We start from the raw sequence: 17,741 nt of genomic DNA on the forward strand, positions 1-17,741 counted from the left end.
TCCGTCACCTCCTGACACTCGATGTGTCACAAAGCCCTAGTAACCTCCGGGCAACCGAAAATGCGTGACAAAACGGACTTTAGGTACGTTTGTGACCGATTCATGGGGCGGGCGGAGGGCGTGGCGGCGGCGATAGCCTTGTCAGGTGCGTATAGCGAGGTTCTCCACAGGCGAAGGCGTGTCGTTCGGCGTGGTCGAGGGTGGCCCCGGTGAGGAGTTCGTGTCCGCGATCTCCGGGCACCCGTTCGGGGACGTTCAGTTCACCGGCGAACGCTACCCGCTGTCCCAAGTGCGGCTGCTGGCCCCGATGCTGCCCAGCAAGGTGGTGGCCATTGGCAGAAACTACGCCGAGCACGCCCGTGAGCTGGGCAACGAGGTCCCGGACGAGCCGCTCATCTTCATCAAGCCGTCCACCTCCGTGATCGGCCACGGCGAGCCCATCGCCTACCCGACGTCGCTGTCCCACCGCGTCGACTACGAGGGCGAGCTGGCCCTGGTGATCGGCAGGCTCTGCCGCGAGGTGCCGGTCGAGCGCGCCAAGGACGTCATCTTCGGCTACACGTGCGCCAACGACGTCACCGCCCGCGACCTGCAGAAGAAGGACGTCCAGTTCACCAGGGCCAAGGGCTTCGACACCTTCTGCCCGCTCGGGCCGTGGATCCAGACGGACCTCGACCCCTCCGACCTGGCGCTCACGACGACGGTCAACGGTGAAGTGCGCCAGAGCGGCCGTACCAACCAGCTCATCCACGACATTCCCGCGCTGGTCGCCTACGTCAGCGCGGTCATGACGCTGATCCCCGGCGACGTGATCCTGACCGGCACCCCGGCGGGCGTCGGCCCGGTCGAGGTCGGTGACGAGGTCAGCGTCGGCATCGAAGGCATCGGCACTCTGACGAACAAGGTGGTCTCCCGTGACTGATCTACGGGTGCGTTTCGCCCCGTCGCCTACCGGCATGTTCCACGTCGGCGGCGCCCGCACGGCGCTGTTCAACTGGGCGCTGGCCGAGCAGTCCGGCGGCCGCTTCGTGCTGCGCGTCGAGGACACCGACGCGACGCGCAACCGGCCCGAGTGGACCGAGGGCATCATCTCGGCGCTCGACTGGATCGGCATCAACGGCACCAACCCGGTGTTCGAGGGCCCCTATTTCCAGTCGGCCTATGAGCCGCAGCACCGCGAGGCCGTGGCCAAGCTGCTCGCCGACGGCAAGGCGTACTTCTGCGACTGCACCCGCGAGACGCTCGTCGCCCGCACCGGCTCCGAGCACAAGGGTTATGACGGTTTCTGCCGTGACCGGGGCCTGACCGAGGGCGCCGTCCGCTTCCGCACCTCCGACGAGGGCGTCACGGTCGTCGAGGACGTCATCAGGGGCCGGGTGGAGTTCCCCAATGACGCCCAGGAGGACTTCGTCATCGCCCGCACCGACGGCTCGCCGCTCTACGTGCTGGCCAACGCGGTCGACGACATCACCCAGGGCATCACCCACGTGGTGCGCGGCGAGGAGCACCTGGGCAACGCGGCCAAGCAGCAGCTCCTGTGGCCCGCGCTCGGTGCCAACCCGCCGGTCTGGGCGCACCTGCCGGTGATCGTCAACGAGCAGCGCAAGAAGCTGTCCAAGCGCCGCGACAAGGTGGCGCTGGAGGACTACCGCGCCGAGGGCTACCTGGCCGAGGCCATGGTCAACTACCTCATGCTGCTCGGCTGGGGCCCCGGCGACGACCGCGAGATCATGCCGTGGGTGGAGATGATGCCGCTGTTCAAGCTGGAGAGCGTCAACTCCGCCAGCGCCTTCTTCGACGAGAAGAAGCTGCGGGCCTTCAACGGCGAGTACATCCGGGCCCTGCCCGTCGAGACGTTCGAGGAGCGCTGCTCGTCCTATCTCGAGGCCGACTGGGACCGGGAGATGTTCAGCAAGGTCGCGGCGCTGGCGCAGACCCGCATCACTGTGCTGTCCGAGATCAGGCAGAACGTCGACTTCCTCTTCCTGGATGAGCCCGTGTTCGACGAGGCCTCCTGGGACAAGGCGATGAAGAACTCCCCGGTGGAGATCCTCGGCGGCTACCTGGAGCGGCTCCAGGGCGTCAACTGGGACCCCGAGTCGCTCAAGGAGGCGCTGGAGCAGGTCGGCGCCGCCCACGGCCTCAAGCTGGGCAAGGCCCAGGCACCCGTACGCGTCGCCGTCACGGGCCGGACGGTGGGCCTGCCGCTGTTCGAGTCGATCGAGGTGCTCGGCCGCGAACGCACCGAGGAGCGGATCCGCGCCGCCCTGGCCCGCCTCCAGGGCTGACCACCGGGGTTTCAGAGCCGACCGCCGGGGTTCCAGGGTTGACCGCCGGGGCCCCCGGCCTGGCTGTCGCTCCGGCGCCGACCGCGATGCCGAGGCTGATGGCCGCTCCGGCGGCCATCGACAGCCACACGCCCGTGACACCGACCCACGCGCTCAGCGCGTAGGCCAGGGGCAGCTGTACGGCGAAGCCGGCCAGCGTGGCCGTCAGCAGGCGCCTGCCCCCGCCGTTCGCCTGGAGCACTCCACCGACGGCGATCAGCCCGCCGAAGGGCACCAGGTAGAGCGGCATCCACCGCAGGAAGCTCACAGCGGGGTCGGCCGCGGCGGTGAACAGCCCGGCGACGGGCACGGCCACCGCATTGAGCACGACCGCCACCACCGCTCCCGCGCCCAGGCCGGTCCAGAGCGGCGAGCCGGTGGCCTCCAAGCGGGCCGTGCTGATCATCGCCGCCTGGCGGAGCGCGTAGAAGACCATCACCCCGGCGAGCATGACCTTCTGCCCGATGCCGTAGCCCGCCAGCTCCGCGGTGCCGAACCCGGCCACGATCCCCACCAGCGCCATGCCCACGAGGGCACGAGCCAGGAAATCACCGGACATGGGAAGTCCGGTCCGCACGACCTCTCCGATGAGCGGGCCATCGCCTTGTCCCGTGAGCGGGCCATCGCCTTCCCTCACGTGCGGGGCATCGCCTTGTCCGGTGAGCGGGCCATCGCCTTCCCTCACGTGCGGGGCATCGCCTTGTCCGGTGAGCGGGCCATCGCCTTCCCTCGCGAGCAGGCCGTCGCCTGAGTCGCGCGGCGTCAGTCGTACCAAGGTGCGGAGAGAGATCGCCAGTGTGACGGTCCGTGCGATCACGGTGGCCAGCGCGGCCCCCTGGACGCCCAGATCGAGGCCGTAGATGAACAGCGGGTCCAAGGTGACCACCAGCGCGCCGCACACGAGCGCGTTGCGCATGGGGATCCGCGTATTGCCCAGACCCTTGACGATGCCGTCCGCGATCGTCTGGGCGAAGTACACCGGCAGGCCACCGAGCGAGATCAGCAGAAAACCGGCCGTGAGGTCATAGTCTCCGGCGAAGAACGCGGCCAGTGGCTCGCGGAGCAGCACCCCGGGTACGGCGATCACGATCGAGAACGCGGTCCAGAGCAGCCAGCCGGTCCTGACCACGGGGGAGAGCGGCGCACGGCCGTCGCGGCGGCCGATCAGCACGGTGACGCCCGTCGGGACGGCCAGGAACAGGCCGTAGGCCAGGTATTCGACGGTGGTGGACACGGTGACCGCCGCGATGGCCGGCTCGCCCAGGCCGGAGACCCAGAGCAGGTCGATCATCCCGACCGCGACCACAGCGGTGAGCAGCTCGACGTAGACGGGGAGGGCGCGTCTGATCATTTGCACATGCCTCGCTTCGTTGTATATCGAATAGAGATATATCGAATAGAGGTATAACGTTAAGATGCATCCATGGCAAGTGGCGGTGACCTGAGTCTCACCATCCTGGGGTTTCTGCACGAGCGGCCGATGCACGGCTACGAGCTCAAAGCGCGTCTCGCCGGGCTGAGCGGGCACCTGCGGCCGGTGAGCGACGGCGCACTCTACCCGGCCATCGCCAGGCTGGAGGGCAAGGGGCTGGTCGAGCGGCACGAGGAGGCAGGGGCCGCGGCGGCCCGCCGTCAGGTGCTGACGATCACCTCGGCGGGGCGCGAGGAGCTGCTGCGGCGGTTGCGTGAGCCGGCCGACCTGGATATCAGCGACCAGGGGAGGTTCTTCGCGCTGCTGACGTTCCTGTCGGCGCTACCCGACCCCGCCGACCAGGCCGCCGTACTGCGTCGCCGGCTGGCCTTCCTGGAGGCGCCGGCGAGCTTCTTCTACGAGGGTGGGCGGCCGGTGAGGGCGCGCGACGAGCCCGACCCCTACCGGCGCGGCATGCTGGTCGTCGCCCGCGCCGCGAGCCACGCCGAGCAGGACTGGCTCAGGCAGCGGCTCGACGAACTGTCGGCCACACCGCCGCGCCCCTGAGCTCCGTGTCCCTGATCGGCCACACCGCCGCGCCCCTGAGGGGCGTCCCTGAGCCCCGCGTCCCTGAGCGGCACCCCCAAGTCGCGTCCCTGGGTCGTGGCGTCCCTGAGCGGCGTCCCTGAGCCGCGCGAGATGGAGAGTGCCGACCAGGGGCGCCGGACAGGGGTGGTGGGCGTCAGAGGAGGCCGCGGCGCTCCAGGAGCGGCTGGATGCTGGGCTCCCGGCCGCGGAAGTTGCGGAAGGCGGTCAGTGGGTCGATGCTGCCGCCCCTGGACAGCAGCTCGCGGCGGAAGTGGTCGCCGTTCGCCCGCTCCAGGCCGCCGTTCTCCTTGAACCACAGGACGCTCTCGGCGTCCAGCACCTCGCTCCAGATATAGGAGTAGTAGCCGGCGCTGTAGCCCCCCGCGAAAATGTGCGCGAAGTAGTTGGTCCGGTAGCGCGGCCGGACCGTCGGCAGGGCGATCCCGGCCGCCTCCAGCGCCGCGGACTCGAACGCCTCGGCGTCGGCCACCGCCTCGCCCGCGGCCAGCTTGTGCCAGGCCCAGTCGAGGAGTGTCGCGGCCAGATATTCGACCGTCATGAAGCCCTGGTTGAACTTCTCCGCGGCCTTCATCTTCTCCACCAGCTCGGCGGGCATCGGCTCGCCCGTCTCGTGGTGCTTGGCGTAGTTGGCCAGGATCTCCGGCCAGGTCGCCCACATCTCGTTGACCTGGGACGGGTACTCGACGAAGTCACGCGGCACGCTGGTGCCCGACACGCGGGGGAAGCGCACCTCGGAGAACAACCCGTGCAGCGCGTGCCCGAACTCGTGGAAGGCCGTGCTCACCTCGTCGTAGGTCAGCAGCGTCGGCCCGGAGCCCGGCTTGGTGATGTTGAGGTTGTTCATCACGACCGGCAGCTCGCCGAACAGGCCCGACTGGTCGACCAGGTTGTTCATCCACGCGCCGCCCCGCTTGTTGGGCCGGGCGTACGGGTCGAGCAGGAACAGGCCGAGCCGGCCGCCGTCCTCGTTGAACACCTCGTAGACGCGTACGTCCTCGTGGTAGCCCTTCAGGTCGGGCCGCTCGGTGAACGTGACGCCGTAGAGCCGCGTGGCCGCGTAGAACACGCCGTCGCGGTAGACGCGCCACAGCTCGAAGTAGGGCCGCATGGCCCCGGCGTCGAAGTCGTAGCGGGCCTGGCGCACCTTCTCCGAGTAGTAGGACCAGTCCCACGGCTCGACCGCGAACCCGGCCTGCTCGGCGAGCGCCTCCGCCTCTTTCTTCGCATTGCGTACGGCCGGCCCGACGAGTTGCCCCAGCATGGCCTCGACCGCCTCCACGGTCTTGGCCGTCTGGTCGGCGACGGTGTGGGCGGCGTGGTTGGGGAAGCCCAGCAGCGCGGCGCGCTCGGCCCGCAGCGTGGCCATCTTGATCGCCAGCTCGAAGTTGTGTGGCGCCCGCTCCACGCTCAGCGTGTAGAGCCTGCGGCGCACGTCGCGGTCGGTGAGCTGGGCCAGTGCCGGCTGGTTGGTGTAGTTGAGCAGCGGCAGGACGTAGCGCCCGTCCTTGGCCAGCGACTGGATCGTGGACTCGTCGAAGCCGTCGAGATCCTTGGCGTCGTCGACGACCAGGGCGGACTCGCTCAGCGCCTTCAGCAGGTTCTGGGCGAACTCGGTGGACAGCCGGGACAGCTCCTCGTTGAGCCGCCGCAGCTCGCCCTGCTCGGCCTCCGTCAGGTCGGCACCGGCCCTGACGAAGTCCTCGCGGTATTTCTCCAGCAGCCACGACTCCTCGGGGTCGTCCGTGGTCACCCGCTTGACGCGGGCCCAGAGCGCGCGGTTGAGCCGGATCGCGTCGCTGTGCTTGGCCAGCGCGGGCGAGATCTGCTTCTCCAGCTCCAGGACGCCCTCCGTGGAGTTGGAGGAGACGATGCTGAAGAAGGCCGCGGACACGCGCTCCAGGATGCGCCCGGAACGCTCCAGCGCGGCGATCGTGTTGTCGAAGGTGGGCGGCTCGCCGCTGTCCGCGATCGCCTCGACCTCGGCCAGCCCTTCCGCCATCCCGCGCTCGAACGCGGGGAGGTAGTGCTCCTCGCGGATCTCTTCGAAGGGCGGCAGCTGGTAGGGCAGGCTGCTGGGGGCGAAGAAGGGGTTCTCTGCCAACGCTTGGGCTCCTCCACGTGGTGCTTTGTCCCCCTCAGCTTGGCACGCCCGGCCCCCTTCCGTGCCCCGGAGGAAGGCGGTTCGGCAATCGTTTTGGTCTTGGCGCCCAAGCTGGGCTATTCTTTCGGACGTCGCCTTAACGCACCCCACGGGGTTCGGGCCGGTGGGGTATGGTGTAATTGGCAGCACGACTGATTCTGGTTCAGTTAGTCTAGGTTCGAGTCCTGGTACCCCAGCGCTTAACGGATGTCTCATAGAGGCGTCCGTTTTTTGCTTATGGATGAATTTCGGATGCGACCAGGGTCGTTCCTCGCCTTCCTGGCTCCCCTCCTGATGCCCCTCGTGCTCTTCTTCCCCGTGTGCCTGCTGCTCGGCGCCATCGCGACGGGCAGCACGGCCGCCGGAGTGCTGATCGGCGCACTCGGCGTCGGCGCGCTCACCGGTGTGCTGGCGATCAAGCACCGCCGGATGGTGGCGGGCACCGTCGTGCGCTTCTCCCCGCAGGGCGTGGAGCTGGCCGACGCCCAGGGCTTCCGCCTCCGGCTGGCATGGGCCCGGATGGAGCGGATCGACGTCGTGGAGAGCCGGATGGCCGGCTCCCGTCCGATCGGCCGCCTCGGCGGCGTCCGGGTCCGGGCCGACGCCCTGCGGTCCGTCGGGCTGATCGGCTGGGGCGAGCGTGATGTGCCGCCGCGGATACCCCTGTGGATGCGGGCTCAGCTCTCCGCGGTGCCCGTCGATCCGGAGACCGGCCTCCAGTGGCTCGGCATCCCGCTCGGCGCCGTCGATCCACTCTGGGAACGCGGCCCGATGGGCGACTGGGTCCGCCGCCATAGGCCCGATCTGCTGGCCTGATAGTGGTTTGGTGGTGCTCCGAGGGTGCGGTAGAGTTACCTGCGTTGCCGGGGGAACCTGGCAAAATCGCTTGTGGACAGGGTCCCGTCGTCTAGTGGCCCAGGACGCCGCCCTCTCAAGGCGGTAGCGCCGGTTCGAATCCGGTCGGGACTACCACTGCCACAAGCTCACGAAGGTCCCGTCGTCTAGTGGCCCAGGACGCCGCCCTCTCAAGGCGGTAGCGCCGGTTCGAATCCGGTCGGGACTACATTTCACCACCGCTCTCGGTCGCATTTCGCGCCGGGGGCTTTTTCTTTTGCCCCGCCCAAGACGTTTGTCCGTCCAAGCCGGTTGGTCCGTCCAAGCCGTTTGGTCCGTCCAAGCCGGTCGCTCGCCCAAGACGTCGCTGGAACGGCGATGGCGCCGCTCCAGCAGCTGGAGCGGCGCCATCCCGTACGGAAAGTGCCTAGGAGTTGGAGCGGGCCTTGAACAGCGCCCGCCGCGCCGCCTTGGCGACCTGCTTGTCCGGGTGGACCTGAGAGATCAGGTCCAGCAGCTCCTCCACGTGCGCGTGCGGGATCTTCCAGATCACCTCGAGCAGATTGTTGAGCAGCTCGGGCCCGATGTCCCGCAGGCTCCCGATGAACTCCGACCGGCCGAGCCCGGCCGAGATCGTCCACATGTCGAGGATCAGCCAGTGGGTGTCGTCCTGCGTCGGCTCCGGCGCGCCCTCCACCTGGAGCTGGCTCAGGTGCGTGGCCGCGTAGGGGCGCAGCGAGGACTGCTTCAGCGCCTCCTGCCAGGCCGGGATCGCCGCCTCGCCGAGCGTGCCGACCACGCTGGCCGCCTGCACCCGGATGAGCGCGTCGGACTCGTCCTGGGCGGCGGCCTCCAGCAGCTCCTCGGCCGCCTTGCCGGGCTCGCGCAGCCGCATCCAGTCGGCGAACTCGGAGTCGGCCTCCTCCTCCGGCAGCTCGGCGCTGAGCGCGAGCAGCTCGTGCGCGCTCATCGACTCGATGGCCGGCCGCGCGTCGACCTCGATGTCGGAGTCGTCCACCAGGTGGACGACTCCCTCGGTGCCGAGCGGCGTGAGGCTGACCGTCTGGCCGGTGACCTCGACCATGCCATAACCGGTCAGCCAGGCGAGCGCCCCGGCGAGCGGGTCGCCCGCCGCCTCCCAGGCGTCGGCGCCCAGCTCGTCGAGCTCCGCGGCCGCCTCGGACAGCTCCTGGCCGAGCTCCGCGAGGTCGCGGGAGCCGCCGCCGAGGAGCAGTCTGACCAGCACGCCCCGCGTGAGGCCCGCCAGGGCCATGGTGAGGTCCTCGTCGGCCAGCTCGGGGTCGCCGTAGTCGACCGAGTGCAGGCCGAGCATCCAGGCGTCGAGCACGTCCTCGTCGTCGTCGAACGGCCACTCGGACGTGTCGTCCTGGACGCCCACGGTGTTGGCGTCACCCGGCTCCAGGAACTCCAGGTCGACGGCGAGGTTCCAGACGTTCCACAACTGCGGGACGGCCTCGGCGAGCGAGCCCTCGGTCTCCGGCCTGGGCAGTCCGACGGCGGTCAGCGCCTCGGCCACCTCGTCGTCGGAGAGCAGGGTCTGTTCCCCCACCCGGCGCCCGGAGCCCACCCACACGGCCAGGTCGCGCGCCTGGGCGATCAGCGGCACCTCGCGGGCGGCCGTGGCCAGTTCGGAGTCGGGGCGCAGCCTGATCGTGTCGAGGTCGGCCAGCGCGTCGGCGAACGGCTCGAAGTCGCCCAGGTCGCCGATCTCCTCCTCCTCCTCGTCGTCGTCGCCTTCGGCGTCGTCGTCGAGGAGGTCCTCCATCAGCTCGACGAAGTCGTCCTCGACGTCGTCGAGCTCGGCCTGCAGGTCGGAGAGGGAGTCAGAACCCTCGGTGAGCCGTCCGGTCTGCGAGAGGAACGTCAGGTACGCGTCGACGGCCGGGAGCATCCCGTCGGCGGCGGCGTCGGGGTCCTCCACGACCTTGGGCATGCGGTCGAGCAGCAGGTTGCGCAGGTCGGCACGCTTCCACGTGCCGAGATCCTGGGAGAAGGCGAGGCGGTGCCACAGCGCCGCTGGTCCCACGAGCTCGGGGTCGCTCTCGGGCGCGTTGTCGCGCGCCCAGATGATGAACTCTTCGAGCAGGGGTCGCAGCTCAGTGGCGGCTACCTCGATGCGATCTGTCACGCACTCAGGCTAGTGCGCCCGCGAGGCACTCGGCTCCCCAAATAGGCGCTTTTGCTGATCATGACGTGCGGCGCATCGCTTCCGTGATGCGTTCGGCCGCCGCCATGACCGGCACTGCGTGCAGCCGGCCGGGGGCTCTCGTCAGCCGTTCGATGGGCCCGGAAACCGAGACCGCCGCGATGACCTTGCCGCCGCTGCCCCTTATCGGCGCGGAGACGCTGGCCACCCCCTGCTCGCGCTCGCCGACACTGTGCGCCCATCCTCTGCGCCGCACCGACGCCAGCGTGGCGGCGGTGAACTTGGCGCCGCGCAACCCCCGGTGCAGGCGGTCGGGCTCCTCCCACGCCAGCAATATCTGGGCGGCGGAACCCGCCGTCATCGGCAACGCCGAGCCCACGGGCACGGTGTCGCGCAAGCCGCTGGACCGTTCGGCCGCCGCCACGCACACCCGCTCGTCACCCTGGCGCCGGTAGAGCTGCGCGCTCTCGCCGGTGAGGTCGCGCAACTGCATCAGTACGGGCGCGGCCACCGCGAGCAACCGGTCCTCACCCGCCGCCGTGGACAACTCGGAAAGCCGTGGGCCGAGCACGAACCTGCCCTGTGTGTCACGGGTCACGATGCGGTGGTGCTCGAGTGCGACGGCGAGCCGGTGGGCCGTGGGCCGGGCCAGGCCGGTGGCCTGGACCAGCTGTGCCAGCGAAGCGGGACCCGCTTCGAGGGCATTGAGTACCAGAACGGCCTTGTCCAGTACGCCGACTCCGCTAGAGTTGTCCATACACCGATACTGACGTCTCGACATATGAGAAGGCAAGTCGGAGGACACTCCCGCGAGGGAGCGCGATGGGGAGCATCGCATCAACCAGGAGGAGATCATGGCCCGCACATTGGCGGAGAAGGTCTGGGAGCAGCATGTCGTGCGCCGCGCCGACGGCGAACCCGACCTCCTCTACATCGACCTGCACCTCATCCACGAGGTGACCAGCCCGCAGGCGTTCGACGGTCTCCGTCTCGCCGGGCGGACCGTGCGCAGGCCTGAGCTCACCATCGCCACCGAAGACCACAACGTGCCGACCGTGCTCGGCCCGATCGCCGACCCGGTGTCCAAGACGCAGGTCGAGACGCTGCGCAAGAACGCCGCCGAGTTCGGCATCCGGCTGCATCCTATGGGTGACGCGGGTCAGGGCGTGGTGCACATCATCGGCCCGCAGTTCGGCCTGACCCAGCCGGGCATGACGATCGTCTGCGGTGACTCCCACACCTCCACGCACGGCGCGTTCGGCGGCATCGCGTTCGGAATCGGCACCTCCGAGGTCGAGCACGTGCTGGCCACCCAGACGCTGCCGGCCTACCGGCCGAAGACGATGGCCATCGAGGTCTCGGGCGAGCTGCCCGTCGGCGTCACGGCCAAGGACTTGATCCTGGCCATCATCGCCAAGATCGGCACCGGCGGCGGCCAGGGCTACATCGTCGAATACCGTGGTGAGGCCGTACGCAAGCTCTCCATGGAGGGCCGCATGACGGTCTGCAACATGTCGATCGAGGCCGGTGCCCGCGCGGGCCTGATCGCGCCCGACGAGACCACCTTCGACTACCTCAAGGGCCGTCAGCACGCGCCGACCGGCGAGGCGTGGGACCAGGCCGTCGAATACTGGAAGTCGCTGCGCACCGACGACGACGCCGTGTTCGACAAGGTGGTCGAGATCGACGCCTCGACGCTCACCCCGTACGTCACCTGGGGCACTAACCCGGGCCAGGGCCTGCCGCTGGACGCGTCCGTGCCCAGCCCCGCGGACTTCGCCGACCCGATCGCGCGCTCGGCGGCCGAGCGGGCGCTGGAGTACATGGGCCTCACGGCCGGCACACCGCTGCGCGAGATCCAGGTCGACACGGTCTTCGTCGGTTCGTGCACCAACGGCCGTATCGAGGACCTGCGCGCCGCCGCCGAGATCCTGCGCGGCCGCCAGGTCACCACCCGCACGCTGATCGTGCCCGGCTCGATGCTGGTCAAGCTCCAGGCCGAGCAGGAGGGCCTGCACGAGGTGTTCAAGGCCGCCGGCGCCGAATGGCGCGAGGCGGGCTGCTCAATGTGCCTCGGCATGAACCCCGACACGCTCCAGCCGGGCGAGCGCAGCGCCTCCACCTCCAACCGCAACTTCGAGGGCCGTCAGGGCAAGGGTGGCCGCACCCATCTGGTGTCGCCGCAGGTCGCCGCCGCGACCGCCGTCACCGGCCGCCTGACCGCCCCCGCCGACCTCGCTTAGGAGAGCCTTCTGATGGACGCCTTCACCACCCACACCGGTACGGCGGTGCCGCTGCGCCGCAGCAACGTCGACACCGACCAGATCATCCCGGCCGTCTGGCTCAAGCAGGTCAGCCGGACCGGGTTCGAGAAGGGCCTGTTCGCCGCCTGGCGCGAGGACCCGACGTTCGTGCTCAACGACCCGTCCTACGAGGGCGCCTCGGTCCTCGTCTCGGGTCCCGACTTCGGCACCGGCTCCTCGCGTGAGCACGCCGTGTGGGCCTTGCAGCAGTACGGCTTCCGCGCCGTGATCGCCGCCCGCTTCGGCGACATCTTCCGCAACAACTCCACCAAGATGGGCCTGCTCCCGGTCGTCCTGCCGGGCGACAAGGTCGAGGCGCTCCAGGCGGCCGTCGAGGCCGACCCGGGGCTGGAGGTGACCGTCGACCTCGTGGAGCGCCAGGTCCGCTGGGCCGGGGAGAGCGTCGGTTTCGAGATCGACGACTACACCCGCTGGCGCCTCATGGAGGGCCTCGACGACATCGGACTGACCCTGCGTCATGCCGACGATGTGGCGACGTACGAGAATGGTCGGCAGCCATGGCTGCCGACGACCGTCTAGAAGACGACGAACTGGCGCGGCGGCTGCGCGAAGCGCACCGCCGCGTCCGCATGCTGCCCGCCGCCGAGAAGGAACGGCTGGGCCGCCGATATGTCGCGATCTGCGATCTGGCCAAGCGTGATCCGGAAAGGGCGGCGGCCCGCCTCGAAGCGTTTCTCGCCACACTCGACAGCGATTTCGACACGCCACGCGCACCCGAAAACACGCTCGGTGATTGAGTTCCCCCGCGATCCCGCCTACTTTCGAGCGCGTAAGGGGTTTCTACCGAGAACTCATGAGCTGGAACCCCGAGCCGTAACTGGGGGAGCAGACCTTTATGAACAAGCGGGAACTCGTCGACGCCATCGCAGACCGGGTGGGCGACAGGAGGACGGCCACGGAGGCCGTGAACGCGATCATCGACGCCATCCAGAAGGCGGTCGCCAGCGGAGACAAGGTCTCGATCACCGGCTTCGGCGCGTTCGAGATGGTCCACAAGGGGGCCAGGAGCGCCCGTAACCCGTCTACGGGTGCCGAAATCGCGGTCCCGGAGAGCTGGGGGCCCAAGTTCCGTCCGGGTTCGGACTTCAAGGAACTCGTGAACGTCGGCGGCAAGAAGCTCTCGAAGAAGAAGTAATCACCAGAGGTAGCCGGACGCCCGGTCCCCTGTCAGGGGGCCGGGCGTTTCCTTATCTCTGGGGTCTCTGGCATCCCGGGGATTCCTGGATTCCCGGGGAATCAGGGGAGCGGAAAGGTCGACAGCGTTATGTAGGTGATCTCGTCACCCGTCATCGCCAGGCGGACCCGCTGCCCCGAGCGCAGGAGCCGCAGCGGCCCCGCGTCGAAGGCGGGCGTGCCGAACTCCAGCACGGTCCCGTCGTCGAGGAAGACCGAGCCGGAACGCGTCACCGGATCGAAACTGCGTACCGTCGCCTGCATGCGGCCCAGCGTAAACGGTGGGTCCGCGCCCAGCGAGACCCCGGCGGCTTACGAAGGCGGCCAAAGCCCGCCGCGTCACGAAGGCGGCCACAGTTCGGCGACGACCGCCGCGGTGTGCCGTCCCAGTCCCAGGGCGATGGCGGCCCGCAGGTCGTCGGGAGTGTCCACGTCGCGCCTGACCGAGTCGATGTCCTCCGTACACAGCTCCTTGGCGCCGCCCGCCAGGTGCTTGGCCCGCGACTCCCCGCCGAAGCGCGGCGTGAACGGGCGGCCCGGCCGTACCCCGTAGAAGGTGGTGCCGACGTCGAGCGCGTCGGGCACGAAGGACTGGTCGAACTCCGCCGCGCGGGCCAGCGCGGTGGCCAGCTCCGCCGGGCGCAGGGCGGGCAGGTCCGCCTGCAGGGCACCGATCCCGTCACCGGGAGCGACGCGTACGGCGTGCGCCGCGCCCGTGCGCAGGGCGGTGTTCAGGCCGCGGTCCGGGTCGTGCACCACCTCGGCCCCCAGGGCGGTCAGCGGCCCGGCGGCGGCCGGGTCGGCGGTCACCACGATTACCCGGGCCACCAGCGGGCAGGAGAGCGCCGCCGCGACGGTGTCGCAGGCGACGGCGACGGCCAGCCGGGTGCGGTGCGGACCCGTGGCGGCCGCCAGCCGAGTCTTGGCCGCGACCAGCGTCTTCACCGGAATGACCAGTGACCAGCGGATGCTCATAGGGTTAAGCATCGCGCCTCGACATCCCATGCGGCCAACCGGGAGACTTGGGGCGCAGACCGTAGGAGGAGATCATGAGCCGCCCCACGCGCCCATCGCGTTTCTGGGAGACCCTGGCCGTAGTGATCGTGAAACCACTGTCATGGCTCCTGATCAAGAAGGACTGGCGCAAGGGCGAGTGCATTCCTCGTACAGGCGGCATCATCATCGCGACGAACCACCTCTCCTGGACCGACCCCGTGCTGCTGGCGCACTTCCTCTACAACAACGGGCGGTGGCCGGTCATCCTGGCCAAGGCCACGCTGTTCAAGGTGCCGTTCCTGGGCAACGCCGTCCGCTCCCTGCGGGCCATCCCCGTCGAGCGAGGCAGCAACGAGGCGGCCAAGTCGCTGCACGAGTCGGCGGCACGGCTGAAGGACGGCGCCGCGATCCTCTTCTACCCCGAGGGCACCTGCACCCGGGATCCCGACCTGTGGCCGATGGTCGGCAAGACGGGCGCGGCCAGGCTGGCGCTGGAGAGCGGCGCGCCGGTGATCCCGGTGGCCCACTGGGGCGCGCACGAGCTGCTGCCCTATGGGGAGAAACGGCCGAGGCTGTTCCCGCGCAAGACGTTCCGCGTGATGGTGGGGCCGCCGGTCGACCTGTCGGCGTACGCGGGGCAGGAGCCGGAGGCCGACGTGCTGCGCGCGGCCACCCACGACATCGTGATGGCGATCACCGAGCAGCTCGCCGCGCTGCGCGGGCAGCAGGCACCCGCGGCCCCCTACGACCCGGCCGGGCGGTGACGGTATGACGAAGGTCGCGGTGTTCGGCACCGGATCGTGGGGCACCACGTTCGCGATGATCCTGGCCGAGGCGGGCAACCACACCGTGCTGTGGGGCCGCCGGCCGGAGCTGGTCGCGGGGATCGAGCGCAGCCACGCCAACCTCGACTACCTGCCCGGCGTGGCGCTGCCCCCGTCGTTGCGCGCGACGACGGACCCGGCCGAAGCGCTCGACGGCGCCGACTTCGTGGTGCTCGCCGTGCCGTCGCAGTCTCTGCGGCCCAACCTGGCCGCCTGGCGTGAGCACATCCCGCGTGACGCGGTCCTGGTCAGCCTGATGAAGGGCATCGAGCTCGGCACGACCAAGCGGATGAGCGAGGTCATCCGCGAGGTGGCGGGGGTGCACGAGGACCGGGTCGCCGTCGTCTCGGGCCCCAACCTGGCCAAGGAGATCGCCCAGCGCCAGCCCGCCGCCACGGTCGCGGCCTGCGTGGACGAGGGGGTCGCCGCGCGCCTGCAGGCGGTCTGCCATCTGCCGCCGTGGTTCCGCCCCTACACCAACACCGACGTGGTCGGCGTCGAGCTCGGCGGAGCGGTCAAGAACGTGATCGCGCTGGCCGTCGGCGTGGCCTCGGGCATGGGGATGGGCGACAACGTCGGCGCCATGCTGATGACCAGGGGGCTGGCCGAGATCTCCCGGCTGGGCGCGGCGCTCGGGGCCGACCCGCACACGTTCGCCGGTCTGGCCGGGATGGGCGACCTGGTGGCGACCTGCACCTCGCCGCTGTCGCGCAACCGTACGTTCGGCGAGAACCTGGGCCGCGGCATGACGCTCGCCGAGGTCATCGCCGCCACCAGGCAGACCGCCGAGGGCGTCAAGTCCTGCGAGTCCGTGCTGGAGCTGGCCAGGAAGCACGACGTGGAGATGCCGATCACCGAGGTCGTGGTCGGCGTGGTGCACGACGGCATGTCGCCGAGCGAGGCCGGAATGCTGCTCATGTCCCGCTCGCCCAAGCCCGAGCGTTACGGCGTATGACGACGTCATCCGCTTGCCTGATTTGTGGTCCGGCGTGCGTATGACGACGTCATCCGCGCGCTTGACTCGCTGTGCGGCGTACGCGCCGGTAGATTCGGACCTCATGAGCAAGCCACGCGTCGCCGTCGTTTTCGGAGGTCGCAATTCCGAGCACGCCGTGTCCCTGATGGGAGCCGGCAGTGTCCTGGAGGCGATCGACAGGAGCAAGTACGAGGTGATCCCCATCGGGATCGCCCAGGACGGCAGGTGGGTGCTGGCCGCGTCGGACCAGCGGTTCGCCATCGAGGCGGGCGAACTGCCCGCCGTCGACACCACGGGCGCGGCCCTGGCGTTGCCGTCCGGCAGCGCCTCGCTGGTGGCCTACGACCCGGGCAGCATCCCCGTCGAGCTGGGCGGCGTCGACGTGGTCTTCCCCGTCATGCACGGCCCGTTCGCCGAGGACGGCACGATCCAGGGCCTGCTGGAGATGGCCGGTGTGCGTTACGTCGGCTCCGGCGTGCTGGCCAGCGCGGTGGGCATGGACAAGGCCCACATGAAGACGGTCATGGCCGCCGCCGGACTGCCGATCGGACGCCATGTGGTGGTGCGCGAGCGTGACTGGCGGCTCTACCGGGAGCGGGTGCTGAAGGAGGCCGAGGAGCTCGGCTGGCCGGTGTTCGTCAAGCCCGCCAGGGCCGGGTCGTCGCAGGGCATCTCCAAGGCGCACGACCGGGCCTCGCTGGAGCGGGCCGTCGAGGTCGCCCGCGAGCACGATCCCAAGGTGCTCATCGAGGCCGCCATCGAGGGGCGCGAGATCGAGTGCGCGGTGCTCGAGTCACTCGGCGACGAGCCGGCGATCGCCTCGACGCCGGGTGAGGTCAAGGTCCAGGGCGGTCAGGAGTTCTTCGACTTCGAGGCCAAGTACTACCCCGACCAGATGTCGCTCACCGTGCCCGCCGACCTCCCGGAGGCGGTGGCCGAGGAGCTGCGGGAGATGGCCGTGCGCGCGTTCGAGGCGCTCGACTGCGAGGGGCTGTCGCGGGTCGACTTCTTCTACACGCCCGAGGGGAAGCTGGTCTTCAACGAGATCAACACCATGCCCGGGTTCACCTCGTTGTCGGTGGCGCCGCAGCTGTGGGCCGCCTCGGGGCTGTCGTACCCGGCGCTGGTCGACCGGCTCATCCAGCTCGCCCTGCACCGTTCACCCGGGCTGCGCTGACCACCGCGTTCACTTGGGGCTGCGCTGTCGGCCTTCTGGGCTGCGCTGACTGACTACTGGGTCGGTTTCTTGGAAGCCGACGCCTGGCTGATCGGTCCCGAGAGGTCCGCGAGGACCGAGGGGGCGACGTGGGTGCCCGCGATCGTGACCTCGACGTAGGCGGGGTCCTCGATCGCGGTGTACAGGGTCGGCTTGTCGGGGTCGGCGAACCAGCCCACGCCGTCGATCTCCTGCAACGTGTCGGTCGGGGACATCCGCGCCGGGCGCGGCACACCGCAGCGGAGCGCGATCTCCGCCTCCCCCCAGACCGTGACGTACGGGGACGCGGGCGTGGACTCGCCGCGTGGGGCGCCGTCAAGCGTCTTGGGCAGCCGCCCGGCCAGGCTCTCGCAGGCCGCCGCCGCCTCCCCCTGAGGCTTGGGCGGCTCCACGCGAACGGCACCGCCGCACCCCGCGAGGATCAACAGGGCGAGCAGGACAGTGGTGCGGCGCATGAACTAGATTTACCTCAAATATGGACGATCGGGCACGTCAGAGTACGTGTGATGCCCTCCACGGCCTGAATCTGGGCGACCACCAGCTTGCCCAGTTCGTCGACGTTGTTGGCCTCCGCGCGCACGATCACGTCGTAGGGGCCGGTGACGTCCTCCGCCTGAGTGACTCCGGGAATGCCGGAAATCTCGCGGGCCACGCTCGCGGCCTTGCCGACCTCGGTCTGAATAAGGATGTAGGCCTGCACCATTACGTCCTCCCGGGCGATTCGATCACGCCGAAGGGCCACCG

General features: G+C 69.7%; 19 protein-coding genes and 3 tRNA genes. 14 read left to right on the forward strand and 8 right to left on the reverse strand.

Annotated features, from left to right (window positions below):
- The first annotated feature begins 145 nt into the window (after positions 1-145).
- Complete coding sequence (locus tag AB0J16_RS16410) at positions 146-922, forward strand: fumarylacetoacetate hydrolase family protein (protein ID WP_358539556.1); 777 nt, start codon at positions 146-148, stop codon at positions 920-922.
- Positions 915-2,288, forward strand: a complete 1,374-nt coding sequence (gene gltX / locus AB0J16_RS16415) for a glutamate--tRNA ligase (RefSeq protein WP_358539558.1) — start codon at positions 915-917, stop codon at positions 2,286-2,288. Before AB0J16_RS16410 ends, gltX begins: the two co-directional genes overlap by 8 nt.
- Here the strand turns inward: gltX and AB0J16_RS16420 are convergent.
- Positions 2,182-3,678, reverse strand: a complete 1,497-nt coding sequence (locus AB0J16_RS16420; RefSeq protein WP_358539560.1) for an MATE family efflux transporter — start codon at positions 3,676-3,678, stop codon at positions 2,182-2,184. The genes gltX and AB0J16_RS16420 overlap by 107 nt on opposite strands.
- Positions 3,679-3,750: 72 nt before the next feature.
- On the opposite strand from AB0J16_RS16420, the gene AB0J16_RS16425 reads away from it, so the two are divergent.
- Entirely contained in the window at positions 3,751-4,305 is a 555-nt protein-coding gene (locus tag AB0J16_RS16425) for a PadR family transcriptional regulator (RefSeq protein ID WP_358539563.1), read from the forward strand.
- Between the two features lie 175 nt (positions 4,306-4,480).
- Here the strand turns inward: AB0J16_RS16425 and AB0J16_RS16430 are convergent, their stop codons facing one another.
- A complete protein-coding gene (locus tag AB0J16_RS16430) occupies positions 4,481-6,448 on the reverse strand; it encodes a M3 family metallopeptidase (RefSeq protein WP_358539565.1) in 1,968 nt (655 codons plus the stop codon).
- 164 nt (positions 6,449-6,612) lie between these two features.
- Here AB0J16_RS16430 and AB0J16_RS16435 point away from each other — a divergent pair.
- The 4 genes from AB0J16_RS16435 to AB0J16_RS16450 all read left to right on the forward strand — a co-directional run bounded on the left by AB0J16_RS16435 (position 6,613) and on the right by AB0J16_RS16450 (position 7,550).
- Positions 6,613-6,684: transfer RNA gene (locus AB0J16_RS16435), tRNA-Gln, on the forward strand.
- A 55-nt stretch (positions 6,685-6,739) separates the two neighbouring features.
- Complete coding sequence (locus tag AB0J16_RS16440; RefSeq protein WP_358539567.1) at positions 6,740-7,303, forward strand: hypothetical protein; 564 nt, start codon at positions 6,740-6,742, stop codon at positions 7,301-7,303.
- An 80-nt stretch (positions 7,304-7,383) separates the two neighbouring features.
- Positions 7,384-7,459, forward strand: a tRNA-Glu gene (locus AB0J16_RS16445).
- Positions 7,460-7,477: 18 nt separating this feature from the next.
- Positions 7,478-7,550: transfer RNA gene (locus AB0J16_RS16450), tRNA-Glu, on the forward strand.
- Positions 7,551-7,748: 198 nt separating this feature from the next.
- On the opposite strand, the gene AB0J16_RS16455 is transcribed toward AB0J16_RS16450, so the two are convergent.
- Positions 7,749-9,470 carry a hypothetical protein gene (locus AB0J16_RS16455; protein WP_358539569.1) on the reverse strand — a complete coding sequence of 574 codons (1,722 nt, stop codon included), beginning with the start codon at positions 9,468-9,470 and terminating at the stop codon, positions 7,749-7,751.
- Between the two features lie 58 nt (positions 9,471-9,528).
- Positions 9,529-10,245, reverse strand: coding sequence for an IclR family transcriptional regulator (locus tag AB0J16_RS16460; protein WP_225291990.1), 717 nt, complete (start codon positions 10,243-10,245; stop codon positions 9,529-9,531).
- Between the two features lie 97 nt (positions 10,246-10,342).
- Between AB0J16_RS16460 and leuC the strand changes: the two genes are divergently transcribed.
- From leuC to AB0J16_RS16480, 4 genes are all read left to right on the forward strand, one after another.
- Complete coding sequence (leuC, locus tag AB0J16_RS16465; RefSeq protein WP_358539571.1) at positions 10,343-11,731, forward strand: 3-isopropylmalate dehydratase large subunit; 1,389 nt, start codon at positions 10,343-10,345, stop codon at positions 11,729-11,731.
- Positions 11,732-11,743: 12 nt separating this feature from the next.
- On the forward strand, positions 11,744-12,331 hold the full coding sequence (gene leuD / locus AB0J16_RS16470; protein ID WP_358539574.1) for a 3-isopropylmalate dehydratase small subunit: 588 nt from the start codon (positions 11,744-11,746) through the stop codon (positions 12,329-12,331).
- On the forward strand, positions 12,310-12,549 hold the full coding sequence (locus AB0J16_RS16475) for a hypothetical protein (protein WP_358539578.1): 240 nt from the start codon (positions 12,310-12,312) through the stop codon (positions 12,547-12,549). The genes leuD and AB0J16_RS16475 overlap by 22 nt, the downstream gene beginning before the upstream one ends.
- Before the next feature lie 98 nt (positions 12,550-12,647).
- Positions 12,648-12,947, forward strand: coding sequence for an HU family DNA-binding protein (locus AB0J16_RS16480; RefSeq protein WP_225291986.1), 300 nt, complete (start codon positions 12,648-12,650; stop codon positions 12,945-12,947).
- A gap of 101 nt (positions 12,948-13,048) precedes the next feature.
- Here the strand turns inward: AB0J16_RS16480 and AB0J16_RS16485 are convergent, their stop codons facing one another.
- Both AB0J16_RS16485 and cofC read right to left on the reverse strand, forming a co-directional pair.
- Complete coding sequence (locus AB0J16_RS16485; RefSeq protein WP_357643721.1) at positions 13,049-13,249, reverse strand: hypothetical protein; 201 nt, start codon at positions 13,247-13,249, stop codon at positions 13,049-13,051.
- 75 nt (positions 13,250-13,324) lie between these two features.
- The gene (gene cofC, locus AB0J16_RS16490; protein WP_358539581.1) at positions 13,325-13,960 is read right to left on the reverse strand and encodes a 2-phospho-L-lactate guanylyltransferase; all 636 of its coding nucleotides are present in this window, start codon (positions 13,958-13,960) and stop codon (positions 13,325-13,327) included.
- 74 nt (positions 13,961-14,034) lie between these two features.
- Between cofC and AB0J16_RS16495 the strand changes: the two genes are divergently transcribed.
- The 3 genes from AB0J16_RS16495 (at position 14,035) to AB0J16_RS16505 (ending at position 16,958) form a co-directional block, all read left to right on the forward strand.
- Complete coding sequence (locus AB0J16_RS16495) at positions 14,035-14,745, forward strand: lysophospholipid acyltransferase family protein (RefSeq protein WP_358539583.1); 711 nt, start codon at positions 14,035-14,037, stop codon at positions 14,743-14,745.
- A gap of 4 nt (positions 14,746-14,749) precedes the next feature.
- Positions 14,750-15,760 (forward strand): NAD(P)H-dependent glycerol-3-phosphate dehydrogenase, encoded by a 1,011-nt coding sequence (locus AB0J16_RS16500; RefSeq protein ID WP_358539585.1) that lies wholly within the window; start codon positions 14,750-14,752, stop codon positions 15,758-15,760.
- A gap of 103 nt (positions 15,761-15,863) precedes the next feature.
- Positions 15,864-16,958, forward strand: a complete 1,095-nt coding sequence (locus tag AB0J16_RS16505; RefSeq protein ID WP_225291981.1) for a D-alanine--D-alanine ligase family protein — start codon at positions 15,864-15,866, stop codon at positions 16,956-16,958.
- A gap of 53 nt (positions 16,959-17,011) precedes the next feature.
- On the opposite strand, the gene AB0J16_RS16510 is transcribed toward AB0J16_RS16505, so the two are convergent.
- Positions 17,012-17,452, reverse strand: a complete 441-nt coding sequence (locus AB0J16_RS16510) for a DUF3515 domain-containing protein (protein ID WP_358539590.1) — start codon at positions 17,450-17,452, stop codon at positions 17,012-17,014.
- Positions 17,453-17,466: 14 nt separating this feature from the next.
- Positions 17,467-17,700 carry an Lrp/AsnC ligand binding domain-containing protein gene (locus AB0J16_RS16515; RefSeq protein ID WP_225291979.1) on the reverse strand — a complete coding sequence of 78 codons (234 nt, stop codon included), beginning with the start codon at positions 17,698-17,700 and terminating at the stop codon, positions 17,467-17,469.
- Positions 17,701-17,741: the final 41 nt, after the last annotated feature.

It is taken from the genome of Nonomuraea sp. NPDC049750 (assembly GCF_040659625.1).
In the GTDB taxonomy this organism is placed as follows: Bacteria; Actinomycetota; Actinomycetes; order Streptosporangiales; family Streptosporangiaceae; genus Nonomuraea.